The organism is Streptomyces kunmingensis (assembly GCF_039533535.1).
Lineage (GTDB): Bacteria > Actinomycetota > Actinomycetes > Streptomycetales > Streptomycetaceae > Streptomyces > Streptomyces kunmingensis.
In genome coordinates, this window is record NZ_BAAATS010000001.1 from 114,628 (window position 1) to 133,925 (window position 19,298).

Genomic DNA, 19,298 nt, shown 5'->3' on the forward strand with positions numbered 1-19,298 from the left:
CCTCTCGCGTTGAGCCGAGGCGGAGTGCGGTGAGGCCTCGTCCTCAGACGCCGGACCGGCTTGCGCGGCGTTCCGCCAGCGCCAGCGTGCGGCGCGCCCCCGCCACCACCGCCGCGTCGACGAAACGGCCGTCCGGGAGAGCCAGCGCGCCGGCGTCCGTGGCCGCCGCCCGCACGACCTCCTCGGCCGCCGCCACCTCCGCCTCCGTCGGACGGAACGCCTCCTCGATCACCGGGAGCTGACGCGGATGGATCGCCGTGCGGCCGAAGAAGCCCAGCTTGCGGCCCTGCGCGCACGAACGGGCCAGGCCCTCCGTGTCGCGGATGTCCGGGTGGACGGACTGCGGCGGAGGCGGCAGATGTGCCGCCCGGGCGGCGACCACCGCACGGCCGCGCACCCAGGACAGGCCCGCCGCGTCCGCGACACCCAGATCGGCCCGGAGGTCCGCCTCACCGAGCGCGATGCCTCGTACGGAAGGGTGGGACGCGATGTCATAGGCGTGCTCCACGCCCAGCGCCGACTCCAACAAGGCGTACAGCGGCGGGACCTCGACCGCCCAGTCGGCGACCCTCGCCACGTCGGCCGCGTCGTGCACCTTGGGCAGGCGCAGCGCGTCCAGGCCCGGAAGCGGGGTGAGACGACGTACCTCGTGCTCGGCGAGCGGCCCGTCCAGCGCGTTCACCCGCACATGCACCGGCACCTTGTGCTTGTCGGCGAGCAGCTCCGCCGTCGCATCGAGTGCGTACCCCTTGCGGTCGGGGGCGACCGCGTCCTCCAGATCGACCAGGACCACGTCGGCGCCCGAACCGAGGGCCTTCGCGACGACGTCGGGGCGGTCCCCGGGGACGTACAGCCAGGTCAGGTACACGTTGGCGCTCATACCGCACCAGCTTCGCGCAGTTCCGCGATCTCCGCCTGCGACAGGCCCAGGCCGCCCAGGAGCTCGTCCGTGTCGGCTCCGTGCGGGCGGCCCGCCCACCGGATGGCACCCGGCGTCTCGGAGAGGCGGAACAGGACGTTCTGCATCTTCACCGTGCCGAGCTCCGGATCGGGGAGCTCCGTGATGGAGTTCAGCGCCTGGTACTGCTCGTCCCGGAGCACGTCGCGGATGTCGTAGATCGGGGCGATCGCCGCTTCCGCCCTCTCGAACGCCGTCACCACCTCGTCGCGGGTATGGCCCCCGATCCAGCCGCCGACCGCCTCGTCCAGCTCGTCCGCGTGCCCGGCCCGGCCCGCACCCGTCGCGAACCAGTCCTCGGCGATGAACTCCGGCCTGCCGACCAGCCGCATCACACGCTCCGCGATCGACTGCGCGGAGGTCGACACCGCGACCCACTTGCCGTCGCTCGTGCGGTACGTGTTGCGCGGCGCGTTGTTCGTCGAACGGTTGCCGGTGCGCGGCTGGACGTAACCGAGCTGGTCGAACCACGTGGCCTGCGGGCCGAGGATCGCCAGCATCGGCTCGATGATCGCCATGTCGACGACCTGCCCGCGGCCCGTGGCGTCCCGGCCGCGCAGCGCCGCCATCACCGCGTACGACGTGGCCAGCGCGGCGATGGAATCGGCCAGGCCGAACGGGGGCAGCGTCGGCGGGCCGTCCGGCTGGCCCGTGATCGCCGCGAAGCCGCTCATCGCCTCCGCCAGCGTGCCGAAACCGGGGCGGCGCGCGTACGGGCCGAACTGGCCGAAGCCGGTGACACGGGCCAGGACCAGACCGGGGTTGGCCGCGCTCAGCTCCTCCCAGCCCAGGTTCCACTTCTCCAGCGTGCCCGGGCGGAAGTTCTCGATGATGACGTCCGACTCGGCCGCCAGCTTGAGGAGGACCTCACGGCCACCGGGGGAGGAGAGGTCCAGGGTGAGGTTCCGCTTGTTGCGGCCCAGGTGCTTCCACCACAGGCCGACGCCGTCCTTCGACGGCCCGTGGCCCCGGGACGGGTCCGGCCTGCGCGGGTGCTCGATCTTGACGACCTCGGCACCGAAGTCGCCGAGCATCGTGGCGCAGAGCGGGCCCGCGAAGAGAGTGGCCAGATCCAGGACCCGGAGGCCCTTGAGGGGGCCCTCGGGGGTGGTGGGTCGTTCTGTGCGGGGGGTCGTAGTCATGCGGCTGCCTCCAGCGTGAGCCCGGCCAGTTCGTCGAAGCCGATACCGTTGAATCCCCCCACCGTGGTGGCCAGCCGGTTCCTCAGCGGCGCCGTCCACCTCTCGCCCAGCGCCCCCGGCTCCCTCGCCAGCAGGCCCGCGATCGAACCCGCCGTCGCGCCGTTGGAGTCCGTGTCCCAGCCGCCCGCCACCGCCCGGCAGATCGAACCCTCGAAGTCGCCGTCCGCGTGCGTCAGCGCCGCGGCCAAGAGCGCCGCGTTCGGCAGCACATGCACCCAGTGATGCGCCGGAGCCGCGTACACGCGGTGCAGCTCGTCCACCACCGTGTCGAAATCCCGGTGCGTGCGGGCCAGATCCATCCCCAGGCGGATCGCCTGCGCGTATCGGGAGTTCGGGGGGACCACACCGAGGCCCGTGCGGAGCGCTTCGTGGATGTCTGTGGCGTGCGATGACGCCGCCGCCACCGCCGCCGTGAACATCTCCCCGTACACACCGTTCGCCGTGTGCGTCAGCACCGCGTCCCGGTGCGCCTGCTCCGCCGCCCGCGCCGGATCACCCGGATTCGTCCAGCCGAAGACATCCGCCCGGATCTGCGCGCCGATCCACTCCCGGAACGGGTTGCGGCGGACAGCTGTGGCCGGCGGTTCGATGCCGTCCAGCAGATTGCGGTACGCGACCCGCTCCGCCGTGAACGTGCGGCCCGCCGGCAGCTCGTCCAGCCACAGCCTCGCCACGTCCTCGGTCGTGAACTCCGCACCGTGGCGCTGGAGCAGCATCAGGTTCAGCAACGGGTAGTTGAGGTCGTCGTCCTCCGGCATCCCGTCGATGTTCTCGGCCAGCGAGGTCGGTGCGCTGCGACGGTTCCACGGGTGCGCGGCGGCGATCTCCGGCGCCAGGCCCACCCCCGTGAACCAGGAGCGCAGCGGCCAGTTGCCCGTGGACTTCGCGATCGCCCGGATCCCCGCCAGAGGCAGCTTCTCGACCGGCTTGCCCAGCAGGCAGCCCGCCGCCCTGCCCAGCCATGCCGCGTGCAACGCCTCGTGCGAGGCCTTGTACGAGCTTCCGTGAGCGGCGGTTTCCGAGCGTGGCCAGGCCGGGCACGCCGCCTTGATCCCCGCCAGATCCGTGGGCTCGTCCGCCTCGCGGGGCGAGGGGATCGTCGCCAGTTCGTCCAGCAGCTCTGCCGCCAGATCGCGCAGCGCCGGGTCGGCGGGCGCGGATGACGCCCCGGCCCGCTCCGGAGCCAGATGGCCGCCCGCCGCGACCCAGCGCCGCTCGGTCCCCGACACCTCACGGCCGTCCTGCGCCGCCTGACGCAGTTCATGGCCGATCAAGTCCTCGGGCTGTACCCAGGTCAGCCGCAACATCGCACCCCTCACCGTCCCGCGATCGTCGCGAACGCCGACTCATGAGCGCGGCGGCGCTCCAGATCCCGCGCATGTACCTCGCGCGTGACCTGGGTCAGCGCCCGGGCCGGCGCGTGCAGGTCCAGCCTGCTGGCCCGCGCCACCTCCGTGCTCCACTCCTTGGGGACCGCGCCCTCCCCGTACAGCGCGCCCACGATCGAGCCGCTCATCGTCGCGATCGAATCGCAGTCCCTGCCGTAGTTGACCGAACCCAGCACCGTCTGCCGGAAATCGCCGCCACCGATGAGCAACATGCCCAGCGCGATGGGGAGTTCCTCGATCGCATGCAGGCGGGAAGGGCGGCGGGCGCCCAGCGACGGCTTACGGTAGTCCGGGCCCACCGTGTCGAACGGGGTGACCGTGTGTCGTAGGGGAGCCAACGCCTCTTCGAAGTCGTCGTAGCGCGACGCCACCTCGCAGACCGCCTCGATCGCCGACCTCGTCCCGTCCTTGGCCAGAGCCAGCGCTTCCTCGACGACCGTGGTGGGCGTCGCGTCCGGCTTGTACGCCGCCGCCACCGCCGCCGCGAAGACCCCGGCCGCCTCCCGGCCGTACGAACTCTGGTGCGCGCCCGCCACATCCAGCGCCTCGTTGTACGCCTTCAACGGGTTGCCCGCGTTGACCGCGCCCACCGGCGCCATGTACATCGCCGCGCCGCAGTTCACGATGTTGCCCACGCCCGCCTCCCGCGGGTCGATGTGCCCGTAGTGGATCCGCGCCACGATCCACTTCTCCGCCAGGAAAATGCGCTGGAGCGGCAGCGCCTCCGCCTCCAGCTCCGGGATCCAGCGCGGCGTCGTGATCAGATCCGGCACCAAGTGGTCCGCCACCGCGTACGCGTCCAAGTGGTCGCGGACCTTCTCGTACACGCGGATCAGCGCGTGCGTCATGAGGGTGTCGTCCGTCACGTGGCCGTCGCCCTTGTGGTACGGGGCGATCGGGCGCGCCGTCTTCCAGTCGTCCTTGTAGAACGGCTCCACGATGCCGCGTACCCGGCCGCCGTGCCGCTCCTCGATCGCCTCCGGCGTCCAGCCCTCTACCGGGCCGCCGAGCGCGTCGCCCACCGCCGCGCCTACCAGGGCGCCGGTGGTGCGGTCCTCCAGGGACGGGTGAGTGAGGGTGCTGCTCATGCCGAAGTTCCTTCCGGGAGCTGTGAGTTGGAGGAAGAGGAGGAAGAGGAGGAGTGGGAAGAGTGGGGGGAGAGGTGTGCCTGTGTTTCAGCCAGGCGCGCTGCCAGATCCGTGAGGTCCGTGCCCGCCAAGTGCGGCAGCGCACAGCCCGCCAGCGTGCGGCACGCCTGACGCCACGTCTGCGGGAGCGCCTCCGCTCCGCCCAGCGCGCCCGTCAGCGCACCGGCCAGAGCCGGCGCCGAGTCCGCGACCCTGGACAGGCAGGCCGTCGTCGGGACCGCCTCGGATACGGCACCGGCCGCCGCCGTTGCCACGGCCAGGGCGACCGGCACCGTCTCCGCCGCCGCGATGCCGTAGCTGTACACGTGATCGACGATCTCGTGCTCCAGCACAGGTACGAGCGCGAACGCGTTGCCCGGCAGGCCCGGGCGGGCGGCCGCCGTGGCGCGGCCCAGGTCCACCGCTCGGTGCGCGTTGCGGTGGATCTCCGTACCCTCCGGCAGCTGGGCCAGCGCCGCGTCCACGCACGTCTCCACCTGCGCGCCGCCCAGAGCCGCCGCCACGGCCGCCGCCATCGCGCGGGCGCCGTGCACGCCGTCGCCGTCCTGCGTGTAGCGGGCGTCGAACTCGGCCAGGTCCGCGGCGCGTTCGGGCTCACCGGGGTGGACCACGGCCAGGACCGCGGCGCGTACGCAGGCGGCGTCGTCGAAGTAGTGCGGGTTGTCGTGGCCCGTCGCGGGCGGGCGGAGTCCTGCGGCCAGGTTGCCCAGGCCCGCGCGGACGGAGATGCGGGCGCGGAGCGGGATCTCTGCCGACTCGATCTCGTCGGCGCGGGCCGCTGCCGCGGCGATCTCGTCGGCGAGGGTGTTCCAGGCCAGGGAGAGCGCCGAGCGGACTCGGTGGTCCGGGGGGAGGTCGCCCAGGCCGTCGGCGTACGCGTCCAGGATGGCGGTGGCCGTGAACGCGGCCCATTCGGCGTCGTCGGAGGGGCCCAGGCGCAGGGGCTCGGGCGGTTGGTTCAGGGCGATCGGGACGGGGAGCGTCGTCGTGGCGTTCTGTTCCGCGAAGGTGTCGAGTTCGCGGGTGAGACGGCGGGTCCAGTCGGGTAGGCGGGCCGCGCGGTGTCGTCCCGACGGCCAGCCGGCTGCGTCTCCCGCGGCGATGCCCAGCAGAAGGCCCTCGATTCGGGACGCTGTGTCTGTCGGGGTGGTCGTCATGGGGTGGGCCGGCCTTTCGGTGCTGGTTGTTGTTGTTGTTGTTGTGGTGGTGGTGGGGGTGGGGGGCGGCGCGTGTGTGGGTGGGTTGGGTGGGGCCGGGTTGGTGTACCTCCTCGGCCGGTTCGGTCTCCACCCCCGTTGTCCGCCGTTGGCGGGTGGGCCGGGACTGGGTTCCCGCGGAGTCCTGCGGGGGCACACCAACCCGTCCCCACCCGTACGTCTCGTACCTGTCTGACCGCCGTCCCGACCATGAACAACCCATCGCAACCCCACTCCCACCCCGCCCCGCCTTGGGCGACCTGTGGCTCCGCGCCGTTCCCACCCCGCTCCGTCTTGGGTACTCCGCCGACGCCGCAACCCCGCCCGCCTTGGGCAATCTGCCGCCTGGGGCGGCAGGGTGGGCAAGGCGGCACCCCAGCGCCGGGTGCGTCGTGGCAACTGGCCCCCGCCGTGGCGCCGGTGGTGGGAGCCGAGTGCCGGGTGCGTCGTGGCAACTGGACCCCGCCGTGGCGCCGGTGGTGGGAGCCGAGTGCCGGGTGCGTTGTGGCCGCAGCGTTGGGGGACCCCGTGGGGCGGGGTCATGCTGCTGCTCCCTTGGGTGGGGGCGGGGTCAGGCGGTCTGCCACGTCCAGGATGTGGCGGCCCGCCATGGAAGGGAGGCAACTGCCCCGGACCGGGCCGATCGCCGCCGACCAGGACCCCGGGATCGAGGACTCCCCGCCCAGCGCCCCCGCCAACGCCCCGGCCACCGCCGCCGTCGTATCCGCATCGCGCCCCATGTTCACCGCCGTGAGGACGGATTCACGGAAGTCCCCGCGGGCCACCGCGAACGCCCCGAACGCCAGACCGACCGCCTCGGGCGCCAGATCCGTCCACGGGTAACCGCCGATGACGACGGCCTTGCGCACCGCCCGTTCCATGGACAGCTGCGTGGCGTCCGGGTCGCGTCGGGCCCGGCGCGCCGCCTGCACGGCTCGGTGCAGGGAGCGCGCCGTCCAGGAGTCGTCCGGCACCACGGAGAGCGCCGCCTGGACCACCGCGTCCGGGTTGTGGCTGACCATGGCCGCCGCCACCCCGGCCGCTACCGCCCGCCCGCCGTGAATGCCCTCACCGTCGTGCGACACCGTGCCGTCGATGGAGACCAGGCGCGCCGCTTCGGCCGGGCGGCCCGCAGCGTAGACGCCGAACGGTGCCGCCCGCATCGCCAGCCCGTCGCTCCACGCATGCCGGTGCTGCGCCGAGATGGGCGCCGCGAGGCCCCTGCGCAGGTTCTCCAGCGTGCCGCGCTCGCTGAAGCCCGCCCCTTTGAACGGGCCCTCGTCCCGGTCCGCGATCCACGTGTGCCAGGCCGCCTCGACATCCGCGATCGTGAGGGCCGCCCCGTGCTCCGCGAGGAGGAGGCCGGAGAATATCGCGTACTCGGTGTCGTCCGTCCCGGCTGGATTGTCCGCGACGAAGTCCTCGATGCGGCCCCAGCGTTCGCGGATCTGGGACGGTTTCATGTTCTCGGCGGGCGCGCCCAGCGCGTCGCCGATCGCGAGGCCGAGGAGCGCGCCCCGCGCCCGGTCCCGCGAGGAGATCGCGCCGGACGGTGGAGCGTGCGGGATCGTGCGCAGCCTGCGGGGGTTCGCGGTGCCGTCCGCGGGGGGATCCGGGTCGACGCTGACGCTCATGGTGTGTTCGTGCTCTTTTCTGGGGTCGTGCTCGGTTCAGCGTTGGTAGCGGTCGAGGATGCGGTTGCCGTCGGCCGCCAGGCGCTTGCGGAGTTCGTCGATGCCGAACGCGCCGTTGTAGTACTCCTGGTAGGCGGGCGTGGCGATCTTGTCCTTCCACTCCGCGTAGCCGCGCACCCCCAGGACCGGGGACGGGCGCAGGGCCGTGGCGATGTCCGCGCCCGTCTTCCATCCGTTCGCGTCGGTGTTCAGGGACGGGGCTTTGAGTGCCTCTGTGCTCGTGGGCAACAGCCAGTCACCTTGCGCCAGTTGGACCTGGTGCTTCGGCTGTGTGAGGTACGCGACGAAGTCCGCCGCCGCTTGTTTGTGCTGGCTGTCCTGCGAGACCGAGAGGGTCTGCGGGGCCGTGCCCTGCGCCATGCCGCCGGCGCCCGACGGCATGGGCAGCACCGTCCAGTCGAAGTCCTTCGGTGCCTGTTGCTGGACCTGCTGGCGATAGGAGAAATTGAGCGGCAGCATCGCGTAGCGGCCCGCGAAGAAGCCGGGCAGCGTGTCCGAACCCGACATGCCGAGGCCCGACTTGGGCGCGGTGTGGTCCTTGTTGACCTGCCGGTTGATCAGCTGTGCGACGGCCGAGTCCTTGGCGTCGTAGCGGATCTCGTTCTTGCCGTCCTCGTCCTTGTAGAACGTCTTGCCGTCCGTGGACAGGGAGAGGTTGACCGACTGGCTGACCGGCTCCTTCATCGACCACGCCACCCCGTAGCGATTCGGCTTCCCGTTGTCGCCTTTGCCGTGCGTGAGTTTTTTGCTCGCTGACTCGAACTCCCGCCACGTCCACGGGTGTTGCGCCGTGGGGATGCGGACGCCCGACTGCTTCAGCAGCTTGGTGTTCGCGATGAGTACGCGGGGTTCCTGGAGGAACGGGACGCCGTACGTCGCGTGCTCGTAGGTGGTCGTCTCCCAGGAAGCCTCGGGGATGTCCTCGCGCAGGGACTTCGGGAGGTACTTCGTCAGGTCGGCCAGATAGCCGCCGTTCGCGAAGTCCGTCAGGTCCGAGGCGTCGTCGTGGAAGATGTCCGGCGCCTCGCCGCCCTCGAAGGAGGTGAGGAGCTGGTCATGGATGTTGTCCCAACTCCCTTGGACGTATTTGATTTTGGTGTGGGCGTGCGTTTTGTTCCAGTGGCTTACCAGAGCTTTGTTGGCGTCCACCGATTCCTTCTGCCAGGCCAGGCTCAGGAATTCGAGTGTGACCGTGCCGTTCGCCTCGTCCGCGTTTCCGCCGCAGCCGGCCAGGAGCGCGATCGTGAGCGCCGCGGTCGCCGATGCCGTCAGCTTGCGTGCGCGCATCAGCCCTTCACCGCCCCGCTGAGCATGCCGCCCACCAGGCGGCGCTGGAGCAGTGCGAAGAAGACCAGGCTGGGGATCGTGGCGAGGACCGAGGCCGCCGCCAGCGGGCCCAGGTCCGCTACGCCCTCGGCGCCGAGGAAGCGGGTGAGGATGACCGACATCGTCTGGTTCTCCGGGGACTTGAGGAGTACGAGCGCGAAGAAGAATTCGTTCCAGGCCGTCACGAAGCTGAACATCAGCGTCGCGACGAGGCCGGGGGCGAGGAGGGGGAGGACCACGCTCGTGAGCGTGCGCAGGCGGCCCGCTCCGTCCATCGCGGCCGCCTCTTCGAGGGAGGCCGGCACCGACTTCACGTAGCCCTGGAGCATCCAGAGCGAGAAGGGCAGGTTCCAGACGACGTAGACGATGATCAGGCCGGGGATGCTGTCGATCATGTGCAGGTTCTTCAGGACCAGGAACAGCGGGATGATGACGAGTACGAAGGGGAACATCTGGCTGACCAGGATCCAGATGGTGCCTGCCTGGCTGACGCGCGTCTTGTAGCGGACCATCACGTACGCCGCCGGGACCGCGATCGCCACCGAGATCAGTGAGGCGCTCACCGCGACGATCAGGCTGTTCAGCGCCGAGTGCAGGAGCGGTTGTGCTTCGAACGCCGCCCTGTAGTTGTCCAGGCTCGGGTGCTGGGGGAGCCATGTCGGGTCGATCGAGCCCAGCTCCTGCGGGGACTTGAACGAGGTCGACAGCAGCCAGAGGAGGGGGAACGCCAGGAAGACCAGGTAGCAGAGGAGGGCCAGGTACTGGCCTGTGCGGCCCGCCGCGCGCCGTGCTCGGAGCTTGGGGAACGTCGTCGTACTCATGCCGCGTCCTCCTTGAGCCGCTTGCGCAGGAACAGGGTGAGGAGGATGGCAATCACCGCGATCATGACCAGGCCCATCGCGGCCGCGTAGCCGAACTGGCCGTACTTGAATGCCTCTTCGTAGGCGAACAGCATGGGGAGTCTCGTCTGGCCTCCCGGGCCCCCTTGCGTCAGCACGTAGACCAGGCCGAAGGAATTGAAGTTCCAGATGAAGTTGAGGGCGGTGACCGCCAGGACCACCGGCTTGAGGGCCGGCCAGGTGACCGTGGTGAAGCGGCGCCACAGGCCCGCGCCGTCCAGCTGGGCCGCCTCGCGCAGCTCGAGCGGTACGTTCTGCAGGCCCGCCAGGAGGACGACGGTGGTCTGGGGCATGCCCGCCCATACGCCTACGACGATCACCGCGGGCAGCGCGTAGGAGAGGTCCGAGAGCCAGTCGACGTTCTCGTGGATCACGCCGAGTTGCGTGAGCGTCTTGTTCAGGATGCCCGCGTCCGAGTGGTAGAGGAGGCGCCACATGATGCCGACCACCACCTCCGGCATCGCCCAGGGGACCAGTGCGAGGGTGCGGGCCAGCCAGCGGAAACGCAGGTTCTGGTTGAGGAGGAGCGCCAGGCCCAGGGCCAGTACGAACTGGAGTGCCGTGACGCACACCGCCCAGATCAGGCCGATGCGGAACGACTCCCAGAAGAGGCTGTCGTGGCGCAGGTCCAGGAGGTTGTCCAGGCCGACGAACTGGGTGGGTGAGGTGCGGCCCGCCTGCGAGTCGGTGAACGCGAGCGAGAGGCCGTACAGGAGGGGGCCGACGCTGAGTATCAGGATCGGGATCAGCGCGGGGAGCAGCAGGAACCAGGCGCCCCGGTCCAGGCCGAGCGCTCTTTTGCGCTGGCCGGGAGTGCGGGGCGGCGGTGTGCCGCGGCTGCCCGGGACGGCACTGTCCCGGGAGGCGGTGAGACTCATGGCTCGAACCTCGTGACTCTCAAGCGTCGGGCGCCGCCCGGCCCGTGGAGGCGCGGACGACGAGGCGGGGAGGGGCGGTGGTGGTGTGCGGAGTGGGGGAGTCGGGGGCGCCGAGGCGTTCGAGGAGCAGTTCCGCGGCGCGTCGGCCGCGCTCGGTGGAGCCGAGGTCGACGCTGGTCAGCGGGGGCCAGCCGGCCTGGGCGAGCGCGCTGTCGTCCATGCCCGCGACCGCCACGTCCTCGGGTATGCGCAGGGCGCGGGCGTGCAGGGCGCGGGCCGCGCCCAGTGCCAGCTGGTCGTTGGCGCAGAAGACCGCGTCGGGGGAGCGGTGCAGGAGCGCCTCGGCCGCTTCGGCGCCCGACTCGATGCCGAAGTCGGTGTGCACGACGAGCGACGGGTCGTAGGTGAGGCCGCAGTCGGCGAGCGCCGCGCGGTAACCCTCGTGACGGTTGCGGCCGGGGACCGTGTCGGCAGGGCCGTTGACGAAGGCGATGCGGCGGCGGCCGGTCTCGTACAGGTGGTGTACGGCGAGCGAGGCGCCCGCGACGGAGTCGGCGCGCACGCTGTCCACCGGCACCTCATCGGGGAGGGACCCGATGACCACGACCGGGCCGGCCGCGGCGCGCAGCGCCTCGATATGGGCGTCGGTGATGCGGATGGGGCAGATGATCAGGCCGTCGCTGGTGCGGTCGCCGAGGCTGCGCAGGACGGCCAGTTCGTCGTCGACGACGGCGTCCGTGGAGTGCAGGAGCAGGCGGTAGCCGGCCGCCTTCGCCACCGACTGGATGGCGCGGACCATGGCCACGTACACCGGGTTGCCGATGTCGGGCATCGCGAAGGTGAGCTGGCGGGTGCGGCCGTCCTTGAGGGAGCGGGCCACCGCGTTCGGCACATAGCCGAGCTCGGCGGCGGCGCGCTCGACCCGTTCGACGGTGTCGCGGCGGGCGCCGAGGCCGTTGAGGACGCGCGAGACGGAGGCGATCGAGACTCCCGCGCGCTCGGCGATGGAGACGATCGTCGGCTGGCCCCGCTGCGGTGAGGCCGCTGTTCTCGGCATCCTTTGCCCCCTTGTGTCCCTGTCCTGTAAACGTTTCCCGTAGCTGGAAACGTTTACAGATGGTGCTGTCATGGTTCCCACTCCGTCAACGGAGCAGTCAGGTGATCCATCTCACGAGTGAGTCGGGGAAGAGGGAGGTCAGCGGCTGCCTCGTTCGTTGCACAGGGCGCAAAACCGCAGGTAAGTACGGCCTTCCTTGCTAGCGGGCGCCCGCTCTCGCGCGTACTTTCAGGACGTAGGAAGACCAGAGGGAGTGGGGATCACGAGCATGGCCATCATCGAGACCGAGGCGGCGCTGCACGACGCGCACCGGGACAATCACACCCACCGCGATGTCAGCGGCGGCTGGCTGCGCCCGGCGGTGTTCGGTGCGATGGACGGGCTCGTCTCCAACTTCGCGCTGATGGCCGGTGTCGCCGGCGGCGCCGTCTCGCAGCAGACCGTGATCATCACCGGTCTGTCAGGGCTTGCCGCCGGTGCCTTCTCCATGGCGGCCGGTGAGTACACCTCCGTCGCCTCCCAGCGCGAGCTGGTCGAGGCCGAGCTGGACGTCGAGCGCCGCGAACTGCGCAAGCACCCGGCCGACGAGGAGCGGGAGCTCGCCGAGCTGTACGTGTCCCGCGGCGTCGAGCCCGAGCTGGCCACGGAGGTCGCGCGGCAGCTCTCGAAGGACCCCGAGCAGGCCCTGGAGATCCACGCCCGCGAGGAGCTGGGCATCGATCCGGGCGATCTGCCCTCGCCGATGGTGGCCGCGGTGTCGTCGTTCGGCTCGTTCGCGCTGGGGGCCCTGCTGCCCGTACTGCCCTATCTGCTGGGAGCGAGTGACCTGTGGCCGGCCGTCGTGCTGGCGCTGATCGGGCTCTTCGCGTGCGGGGCCGTCGTGGCCAGGATGACGGCGCGCTCGTGGTGGTTCAGCGGGTTGCGGCAGCTGGCCCTGGGCGGTGCCGCGGCGGGTGTGACGTATCTCCTGGGCAGTCTTTTCGGTACTGCAATAGGTTGACGGTTCGCTGGTCACGGCCGGAAGATGGCTATACACAGCCTCGTATAACTAGTCGTTACTGGACTGTTTCGACTGTTTGACCACGGGGCATGAGCCGTAAGCGCTGTGGGCAATGAGGCCCGCGTCGCGCAACGGCGTACCGGCCCCCGGTCCACCCATCAGACCGCCGGGTCTCCTCCCGCCGCCACCCGCGGTGTCCGCATGTTGGAACGAAGTATCCAGTTTCCGAGATTCGCTCCATCATGTAACCTGCACGAAATTTTGCAGCAGCATGAACTTCAGCAGTACTTCAGAGGTACTGCGACAGCGCATCGGCAGAGCATCCATACGGCTCGGCGGCGCTTCAGCAGTACTTCAGCAGTACTCCAGCAGGAACTCGCAGAGGGCCAACGTCGTCCCTCGGCACACCAATGCCACGACGACGACGGGAGAGCCGATGCGTACGCCGCGCCAGCCGTCCCAGCACTCCAACAACGGCCGGGACACCATGAACCGGTCGCACATGGATGCTCGCCCTGCCGCCCAGGGCATGTACGACCCGCGCAACGAGCACGACGCCTGCGGCGTCGGCTTCGTGGCCACCCTCACCGGCGAGGCGAGCCACACGCTGGTCGAACAGGCGCTCACGGTTCTGCGCAACCTGGAGCACCGCGGTGCCACCGGCTCCGAGCCCGACTCGGGTGACGGCGCGGGCATCCTGTCCCAGGTTCCGGACGCTTTCCTGCGCGAGTCGGTCGACTTCGACCTGCCCGCGGCCGGTTCGTACGCCGTCGGTATCGCCTTCCTGCCCGAGCAGGGCACCGAGGAGTACGTCTCGCACATCGAGACGATCGCCGGCGAAGAGGGCCTGACCGTCCTCGGCTGGCGCGAGGTCCCGGTCGCCCCGCAGCTGCTCGGCGCCACCGCCCGCTCGACGATGCCCGCCTTCCGGCAGATCTTCGTCGCGGACGGTGTCAACAAGGACATCGCGCTCGACCGCAAGGCCTTCCTGCTGCGCAAGCGCGCCGAGCGCGAGGCCGACGTGTACTTCCCGTCGCTCTCCGCCCGCACCATCGTCTACAAGGGCATGCTGACCACCGGCCAGCTCGAGCCCTTCTTCCCGGACCTGTCCGACCGCCGGTTCGCCTCGGCCATCGCGCTCGTCCACTCGCGCTTCTCCACGAACACGTTCCCGTCGTGGCCGCTCGCGCACCCCTACCGCTTCGTCGCCCACAACGGTGAGATCAACACCGTCAAGGGCAACCGCAACTGGATGCGCGCCCGCGAGTCCCAGCTCGCCTCCGAGCTGTTCGGCACCGACGCCAACGGCACGCAGAAGCTGGAGCGGATCTTCCCGGTCTGTACGCCGGACGCCTCGGACTCCGCGTCCTTCGACGAGGTCCTGGAGCTGCTCCACCTCGGCGGGCGTTCGCTTCCGCACAGCGTCCTGATGATGATCCCGGAGGCGTGGGAGAACCACGACTCCATGGACGCCGACCGGCGCGCCTTCTACCAGTACCACTCCACGATGATGGAGCCCTGGGACGGCCCGGCCTGTGTCACCTTCACCGACGGCACCCAGGTCGGCGCCGTTCTCGACCGCAACGGTCTGCGTCCCGGCCGTTACTGGGTCACCGACGAAGGCCTCGTCGTCCTCGGCTCCGAGGTCGGCGTCCTCGACATCGACCCGGCGAAGGTCGTCAAGAAGGGCCGCCTCCAGCCCGGCCGGATGTTCCTCGTCGACACCGCCGAGCACCGCATCATCGAGGACGACGAGATCAAGGCCGGCCTCGCCGCCGAGAACCCGTACGGGGACTGGCTGGAGACCGGCGAGATCGAGCTCTCCGACCTGCCCGAGCGCGAGCACATCGTGCACACGCACGCCTCCGTCACGCGCCGCCAGCAGACCTTCGGCTACACCGAGGAAGAGCTGCGCATCCTCGTCGCGCCGATGGCCAGGACCGCCGCCGAGCCGATCGGCTCGATGGGCACGGACACCCCGATCGCCGCCCTCTCGGCGCGCCCGCGGCTCCTCTTCGACTACTTCACCCAGCTGTTCGCGCAGGTCACGAACCCGCCGCTGGACGCCATCCGCGAAGAGCTCGTCACCTCGCTGCGCTCCTCGCTGGGCCCGGCGGGCAACCTGCTCGAGCCCACGGCCGCCTCCTGCCGCTCGGTCACCCTGCCCTTCCCGGTGATCGACAACGACGAGCTGGCCAAGCTCATCCACATCAACGCCGACGGCGACATGCCCGGCATGAAGGCCGCGACCCTCTCCGGCCTGTACCGGGTCTCCGGCGGCGGCGACTCCCTCGCCGCCCGCATCGACGAGATCTGCGCCGAGGCCGACGCCGCCATCGAGGCCGGCGCCCGCCTGATCGTCCTCTCGGACCGGCACTCCGACGCCGAGCACGCGCCGATCCCGTCGCTGCTGCTCACCGCAGCCGTCCACCACCACCTCATCCGTACGAAGCAGCGCACCCAGGTGGGTCTGCTCGTCGAGGCCGGTGACGTCCGCGAGGTCCACCACGTCGCGCTGCTGATCGGCTTCGGCGCCGCCGCAGTCAACCCGTACCTGGCCATGGAGTCGGTCGAGGACCTGGTCCGCGCCGGCACGTTCCTGGCGGGCGACGAGAACGGCGACCCCGAGCAGGCCATCCGCAACCTGATCTACGCGCTCGGCAAGGGCGTCCTGAAGGTCATGTCCAAGATGGGCATCTCGACCGTCGCCTCCTACCGCGGCGCGCAGGTCTTCGAGGCCGTCGGCCTCGACGAGGCCTTCGTCGAGAAGTACTTCAACGGCACGGCCACCAAGATCGGCGGCGCCGGTCTCGACGTCATCGCCGAGGAGGTCGCCGCGCGCCACGCCAAGGCCTACCCGGCCTCCGGCATCGCCCCGGCGCACCGCGCGCTCGACATCGGCGGCGAGTACCAGTGGCGCCGCGAGGGCGAGCCGCACCTGTTCGACCCGGACACGGTCTTCCGTCTCCAGCACGCGACGCGCACGCGCCGCTACGACATCTTCAAGAAGTACACGGGCCGGGTGAACGAGCAGTCCGAGCGTCTGATGACGCTGCGCGGCCTGTTCGGCTTCAAGTCCGGCGAGCGGCAGCCGATCTCCATCGACGAGGTCGAGCCGGTCTCGGAGATCGTCAAGCGGTTCTCGACCGGTGCCATGTCGTACGGCTCCATCTCCAAGGAGGCGCACGAGACCCTCGCCATCGCCATGAACCAGCTGGGCGGCAAGTCCAACACCGGTGAGGGCGGCGAGGACCCGGACCGTCTCTACGACCCGGCGCGCCGCTCCAGCATCAAGCAGGTCGCCTCCGGCCGCTTCGGTGTGACGAGTGAGTACCTGGTCAACGCCGACGACATCCAGATCAAGATGGCGCAGGGCGCCAAGCCCGGCGAGGGCGGTCAGCTGCCCGGCCACAAGGTCTACCCGTGGGTCGCCAAGACGCGTCACTCGACGCCGGGCGTCGGGCTCATCTCGCCGCCGCCGCACCACGACATCTACTCCATCGAGGACCTGGCCCAGCTGATCCACGACCTGAAGAACGCGAACCCGCAGGCGCGGATTCACGTGAAGCTGGTGTCGGAGGTCGGCGTGGGTACGGTCGCCGCGGGTGTGTCCAAGGCGCACGCGGACGTCGTTCTCATCTCCGGCCACGACGGCGGTACGGGTGCTTCGCCGCTCACGTCGCTGAAGCACGCCGGTGGTCCCTGGGAGCTCGGTCTCGCCGAGACCCAGCAGACGCTGCTGCTCAACGGCCTGCGCGACCGCATCGTCGTCCAGACCGACGGCCAGCTGAAGACCGGCCGTGACGTGCTCATCGCCGCGCTCCTCGGCGCCGAGGAGTTCGGTTTCGCGACCGCGCCGCTCGTCGTCTCCGGCTGCGTCATGATGCGCGTCTGCCACCTGGACACCTGCCCGGTCGGCATCGCCACGCAGAACCCGGTGCTGCGCGAGCGGTTCTCCGGCAAGGCCGAGTACATCGTCAACTTCTTCGAGTTCATCGCCGAAGAGGTCCGCGAGCTGCTCGCCGAGATGGGCTTCCGCACCATCGAGGAGGCCGTCGGTCACGCCGAACTCCTCGACACCGAGCGGGCCGTGGACCACTGGAAGGCGCAGGGTCTCGACCTCGAGCCCCTCTTCCACGTCCCCGCGCTGCCGGACGGCGCCGTGCGCCACCAGCTGACCACGCAGGACCACGGCCTGGAGAAGGCGCTCGACAACGAGCTGATCAAGCTCGCCGCCGACGCCCTCGCCGCGAACGACCAGACGGACGCCCAGCCGGTCCGTGCCCAGGTCGCCATCCGCAACATCAACCGCACGGTCGGCACGATGCTCGGCCACGAGGTGACGAAGAAGTTCGGCGGCGCGGGTCTGCCCGACGACACCATCGACATCACCTTCACCGGCTCGGCGGGCCAGTCGTTCGGCGCGTTCGTGCCGCGCGGTGTGACGCTGCGCCTCGAAGGCGACGCCAACGACTACGTCGGCAAGGGCCTGTCCGGCGGCCGGATCATCGTCCGCCCGGACCGCGGCGCCGACCACCTCGCCGAGTACTCGACGATCGCCGGCAACACGATCGCGTACGGCGCGACCGGCGGCGAGCTGTTCCTGCGCGGCCGCACCGGCGAGCGCTTCTGCGTCCGCAACTCCGGTGCCACGGTCGTCTCGGAGGGCGTGGGCGACCACGGCTGCGAGTACATGACCGGCGGCCACGCGGTCGTCCTCGGTGAGACGGGCCGCAACTTCGCGGCCGGTATGTCGGGCGGTGTCGCCTACGTCATCGACCTGAACCCGGACAACGTCAACGTCACCAGCCAGGGCGCCGTCGAGGCCCTGGACGACACCGACAAGCAGTGGCTGCACGACGTCGTGCGCCGTCACGCGGAGGAGACCGGCTCGACGGTCGCCGAGAAGCTGCTCGCCGAGTGGACCGTGTCCGTGGAGCGCTTCAGCAAGATCATCCCCAGCACGTACAAGGCAGTGCTCGCCGCCAAGGACGCCGCCGAGCGAGCCGGTCTCACCGAGACCGAGATCACCGAGAAGATGATGGAGGCGGCGACCAATGGCTGATCCCAAGGGCTTTCTCAACCACGGGCGCGAAGTCGCCGAGACGCGCCCCGTCGACGAGCGCGTGCGTGACTGGAACGAGGTCTACGTTCCCGGCTCGCTGCTCCCCATCATCAGCAAGCAGGCGTCGCGCTGCATGGACTGCGGCATCCCGTTCTGCCACAACGGCTGCCCGCTGGGGAACCTGATCCCCGAGTGGAACGACTTCGCGTACCGCGAGGACTGGTCGGCGGCGCAGGAGCGGCTGCACGCCACGAACAACTTCCCGGAGTTCACGGGCCGCCTGTGCCCCGCTCCGTGCGAGTCGGCGTGTGTGCTCGGCATCAACCAGCCGCCCGTCACCATCAAGAACGTCGAGGTCTCGATCATCGACCAGGCGTGGGACCGCGGCGACGTCGCGCCCCAGGCCCCGGAGCGGCTCTCCGGCAAGACCGTCGCGGTCATCGGCTCGGGCCCGGCGGGTCTCGCCGCGGCCCAGCAGCTGACGCGGGCCGGTCACACGGTCGTCGTCTACGAGCGCGCGGACCGTATCGGCGGACTGCTCCGCTACGGCATCCCCGAGTTCAAGATGGAGAAGCGGCACATCAACCGCCGTATCGAGCAGATGCGCGCGGAGGGCACCAAGTTCCGTACCGGTGTGGAGATCGGCCGGGACATCGACGCCAAGAAGCTGCGCAAGCGGCACGACGCCGTGGTCATCGCCGCGGGCGCCACGATCTCCCGCGACCTGCCCGTCCCGGGCCGCGAGCTGAACGGCGTCCACTTCGCCATGGAGTACCTGCCGCTCTCCAACAAGGTGCAGGAGGGCGACTTCGTGCAGCCCCCCATCACCGCCGAGGGCAAGCACGTCGTCGTCATCGGCGGCGGTGACACCGGCGCGGACTGCGTGGGCACCGCCCACCGTCAGGGCGCGGCCTCGGTCACACAGCTGGAGATCATGCCGCGTCCGGGCGAGGACCGGAACGCGGGCCAGCCGTGGCCGACCTTCCCCATGCTCTACAAGGTCACCTCCGCGCACGAGGAGGGCGGCGAGCGGGTCTACTCCGTCTCGACGACCCACTTCGAGGGCGACGAGGACGGCAACGTCCAGGCGCTGCACCTCACCGAGGTCGAGTTCATCGACGGCAAGCTCACCCCGAAGCCCGGCACCGAGCGCAAGATCCCGGCCCAGCTGGTCACCCTTGCCATGGGCTTCACGGGTACGGACCAGGAGAACGGGCTCGTCTCGCAGTTCGGCCTGGACCTCGACGCCCGCGGCAACATCGAGCGCGACGCCGAGTTCCAGACCAACGTCCCCGGCGTCTTCGTCGCCGGTGACGCGGGCCGCGGTCAGTCGCTCATCGTCTGGGCCATCGCGGAGGGCCGCTCGGCCGCCCGCGGTGTGGACAGCTTCCTGTCCGGCGCCTCGGAGCTGCCCGCCCCGATCCGCCCGACGGACCGCTCCCTGACGGTCTGACCCCGACGGCCCTGACGGGCCGTCAACAAACGTC

Annotated in this window: 13 protein-coding genes; 3 read left to right on the forward strand and 10 right to left on the reverse strand. The window is 70.5% G+C overall.

What is annotated here, in order from left to right; genetic code table 11:
* Nucleotides 1-43: 43 nt before the first annotated feature.
* The 10 genes from ABD366_RS00525 to ABD366_RS00570 all read right to left on the reverse strand — a co-directional run bounded on the left by ABD366_RS00525 (nt 44) and on the right by ABD366_RS00570 (nt 11,746).
* The gene (locus tag ABD366_RS00525; RefSeq protein WP_324771945.1) at nt 44-880 is read right to left on the reverse strand and encodes an HpcH/HpaI aldolase/citrate lyase family protein; all 837 of its coding nucleotides are present in this window, start codon (nt 878-880) and stop codon (nt 44-46) included.
* Nucleotides 877-2,100, reverse strand: coding sequence for a CaiB/BaiF CoA transferase family protein (locus ABD366_RS00530; protein ID WP_324771944.1), 1,224 nt, complete (start codon nt 2,098-2,100; stop codon nt 877-879). The genes ABD366_RS00525 and ABD366_RS00530 overlap by 4 nt, the downstream gene beginning before the upstream one ends.
* Nucleotides 2,097-3,467: an ADP-ribosylglycohydrolase family protein gene (locus ABD366_RS00535; protein ID WP_324771943.1), complete on the reverse strand. Its 1,371-nt coding sequence runs from the start codon at nt 3,465-3,467 to the stop codon at nt 2,097-2,099. Before ABD366_RS00535 ends, ABD366_RS00530 begins: the two co-directional genes overlap by 4 nt.
* An 8-nt stretch (nt 3,468-3,475) precedes the next feature.
* The gene (locus ABD366_RS00540; RefSeq protein ID WP_324771942.1) at nt 3,476-4,636 is read right to left on the reverse strand and encodes an ADP-ribosylglycohydrolase family protein; all 1,161 of its coding nucleotides are present in this window, start codon (nt 4,634-4,636) and stop codon (nt 3,476-3,478) included.
* Nucleotides 4,633-5,853, reverse strand: coding sequence for an ADP-ribosylglycohydrolase family protein (locus ABD366_RS00545; RefSeq protein WP_324771941.1), 1,221 nt, complete (start codon nt 5,851-5,853; stop codon nt 4,633-4,635). Before ABD366_RS00545 ends, ABD366_RS00540 begins: the two co-directional genes overlap by 4 nt.
* 578 nt (nt 5,854-6,431) lie before the next feature.
* Nucleotides 6,432-7,526, reverse strand: coding sequence for an ADP-ribosylglycohydrolase family protein (locus ABD366_RS00550; protein WP_324766894.1), 1,095 nt, complete (start codon nt 7,524-7,526; stop codon nt 6,432-6,434).
* Nucleotides 7,527-7,562: 36 nt separating this feature from the next.
* A complete protein-coding gene (locus ABD366_RS00555) occupies nt 7,563-8,873 on the reverse strand; it encodes an ABC transporter substrate-binding protein (protein ID WP_324766893.1) in 1,311 nt (436 codons plus the stop codon).
* A complete protein-coding gene (locus ABD366_RS00560; RefSeq protein WP_324766891.1) occupies nt 8,873-9,733 on the reverse strand; it encodes a carbohydrate ABC transporter permease in 861 nt (286 codons plus the stop codon). Before ABD366_RS00560 ends, ABD366_RS00555 begins: the two co-directional genes overlap by 1 nt.
* Complete coding sequence (locus tag ABD366_RS00565; protein ID WP_324766890.1) at nt 9,730-10,689, reverse strand: carbohydrate ABC transporter permease; 960 nt, start codon at nt 10,687-10,689, stop codon at nt 9,730-9,732. The genes ABD366_RS00560 and ABD366_RS00565 overlap by 4 nt, the downstream gene beginning before the upstream one ends.
* Nucleotides 10,690-10,708: 19 nt before the next feature.
* Entirely contained in the window at nt 10,709-11,746 is a 1,038-nt protein-coding gene (locus ABD366_RS00570; RefSeq protein ID WP_324766888.1) for a LacI family DNA-binding transcriptional regulator, read from the reverse strand.
* A gap of 268 nt (nt 11,747-12,014) precedes the next feature.
* Here ABD366_RS00570 and ABD366_RS00575 point away from each other — a divergent pair, with 268 nt between their 5' ends.
* From ABD366_RS00575 to ABD366_RS00585, 3 genes are all read left to right on the forward strand, one after another.
* Nucleotides 12,015-12,746 (forward strand): VIT1/CCC1 transporter family protein, encoded by a 732-nt coding sequence (locus ABD366_RS00575; protein WP_324766887.1) that lies wholly within the window; start codon nt 12,015-12,017, stop codon nt 12,744-12,746.
* Nucleotides 12,747-13,182: 436 nt separating this feature from the next.
* Nucleotides 13,183-17,811: a glutamate synthase large subunit gene (gene gltB / locus ABD366_RS00580; protein ID WP_324766886.1), complete on the forward strand. Its 4,629-nt coding sequence runs from the start codon at nt 13,183-13,185 to the stop codon at nt 17,809-17,811.
* Nucleotides 17,804-19,264 (forward strand): glutamate synthase subunit beta, encoded by a 1,461-nt coding sequence (locus tag ABD366_RS00585; RefSeq protein ID WP_324766885.1) that lies wholly within the window; start codon nt 17,804-17,806, stop codon nt 19,262-19,264. Before gltB ends, ABD366_RS00585 begins: the two co-directional genes overlap by 8 nt.
* The last annotated feature ends 34 nt before the right edge of the window (nt 19,265-19,298 follow it).

What these genes read in the sequence shown, in the direction of transcription:
- ABD366_RS00525 (WP_324771945.1), bottom strand. Translation starts at nt 880, where the DNA reads ATGAGCGCCAACGTGTACCTGACCTGGCTGTACGTCCCCGGGGACCGC.
- ABD366_RS00530 (WP_324771944.1), bottom strand. Translation starts at nt 2,100, where the DNA reads ATGACTACGACCCCCCGCACAGAACGACCCACCACCCCCGAGGGCCCC.
- ABD366_RS00535 (WP_324771943.1), bottom strand. Translation starts at nt 3,467, where the DNA reads ATGTTGCGGCTGACCTGGGTACAGCCCGAGGACTTGATCGGCCATGAA.
- ABD366_RS00540 (WP_324771942.1), bottom strand. Translation starts at nt 4,636, where the DNA reads ATGAGCAGCACCCTCACTCACCCGTCCCTGGAGGACCGCACCACCGGC.
- ABD366_RS00545 (WP_324771941.1), bottom strand. Translation starts at nt 5,853, where the DNA reads ATGACGACCACCCCGACAGACACAGCGTCCCGAATCGAGGGCCTTCTG.
- ABD366_RS00550 (WP_324766894.1), bottom strand. Translation starts at nt 7,526, where the DNA reads ATGAGCGTCAGCGTCGACCCGGATCCCCCCGCGGACGGCACCGCGAAC.
- ABD366_RS00555 (WP_324766893.1), bottom strand. Translation starts at nt 8,873, where the DNA reads ATGCGCGCACGCAAGCTGACGGCATCGGCGACCGCGGCGCTCACGATC.
- ABD366_RS00560 (WP_324766891.1), bottom strand. Translation starts at nt 9,733, where the DNA reads ATGAGTACGACGACGTTCCCCAAGCTCCGAGCACGGCGCGCGGCGGGC.
- ABD366_RS00565 (WP_324766890.1), bottom strand. Translation starts at nt 10,689, where the DNA reads ATGAGTCTCACCGCCTCCCGGGACAGTGCCGTCCCGGGCAGCCGCGGC.
- ABD366_RS00570 (WP_324766888.1), bottom strand. Translation starts at nt 11,746, where the DNA reads ATGCCGAGAACAGCGGCCTCACCGCAGCGGGGCCAGCCGACGATCGTC.
- ABD366_RS00575 (WP_324766887.1), top strand. Translation starts at nt 12,015, where the DNA reads ATGGCCATCATCGAGACCGAGGCGGCGCTGCACGACGCGCACCGGGAC.
- gltB (WP_324766886.1), top strand. Translation starts at nt 13,183, where the DNA reads ATGCGTACGCCGCGCCAGCCGTCCCAGCACTCCAACAACGGCCGGGAC.
- ABD366_RS00585 (WP_324766885.1), top strand. Translation starts at nt 17,804, where the DNA reads ATGGCTGATCCCAAGGGCTTTCTCAACCACGGGCGCGAAGTCGCCGAG.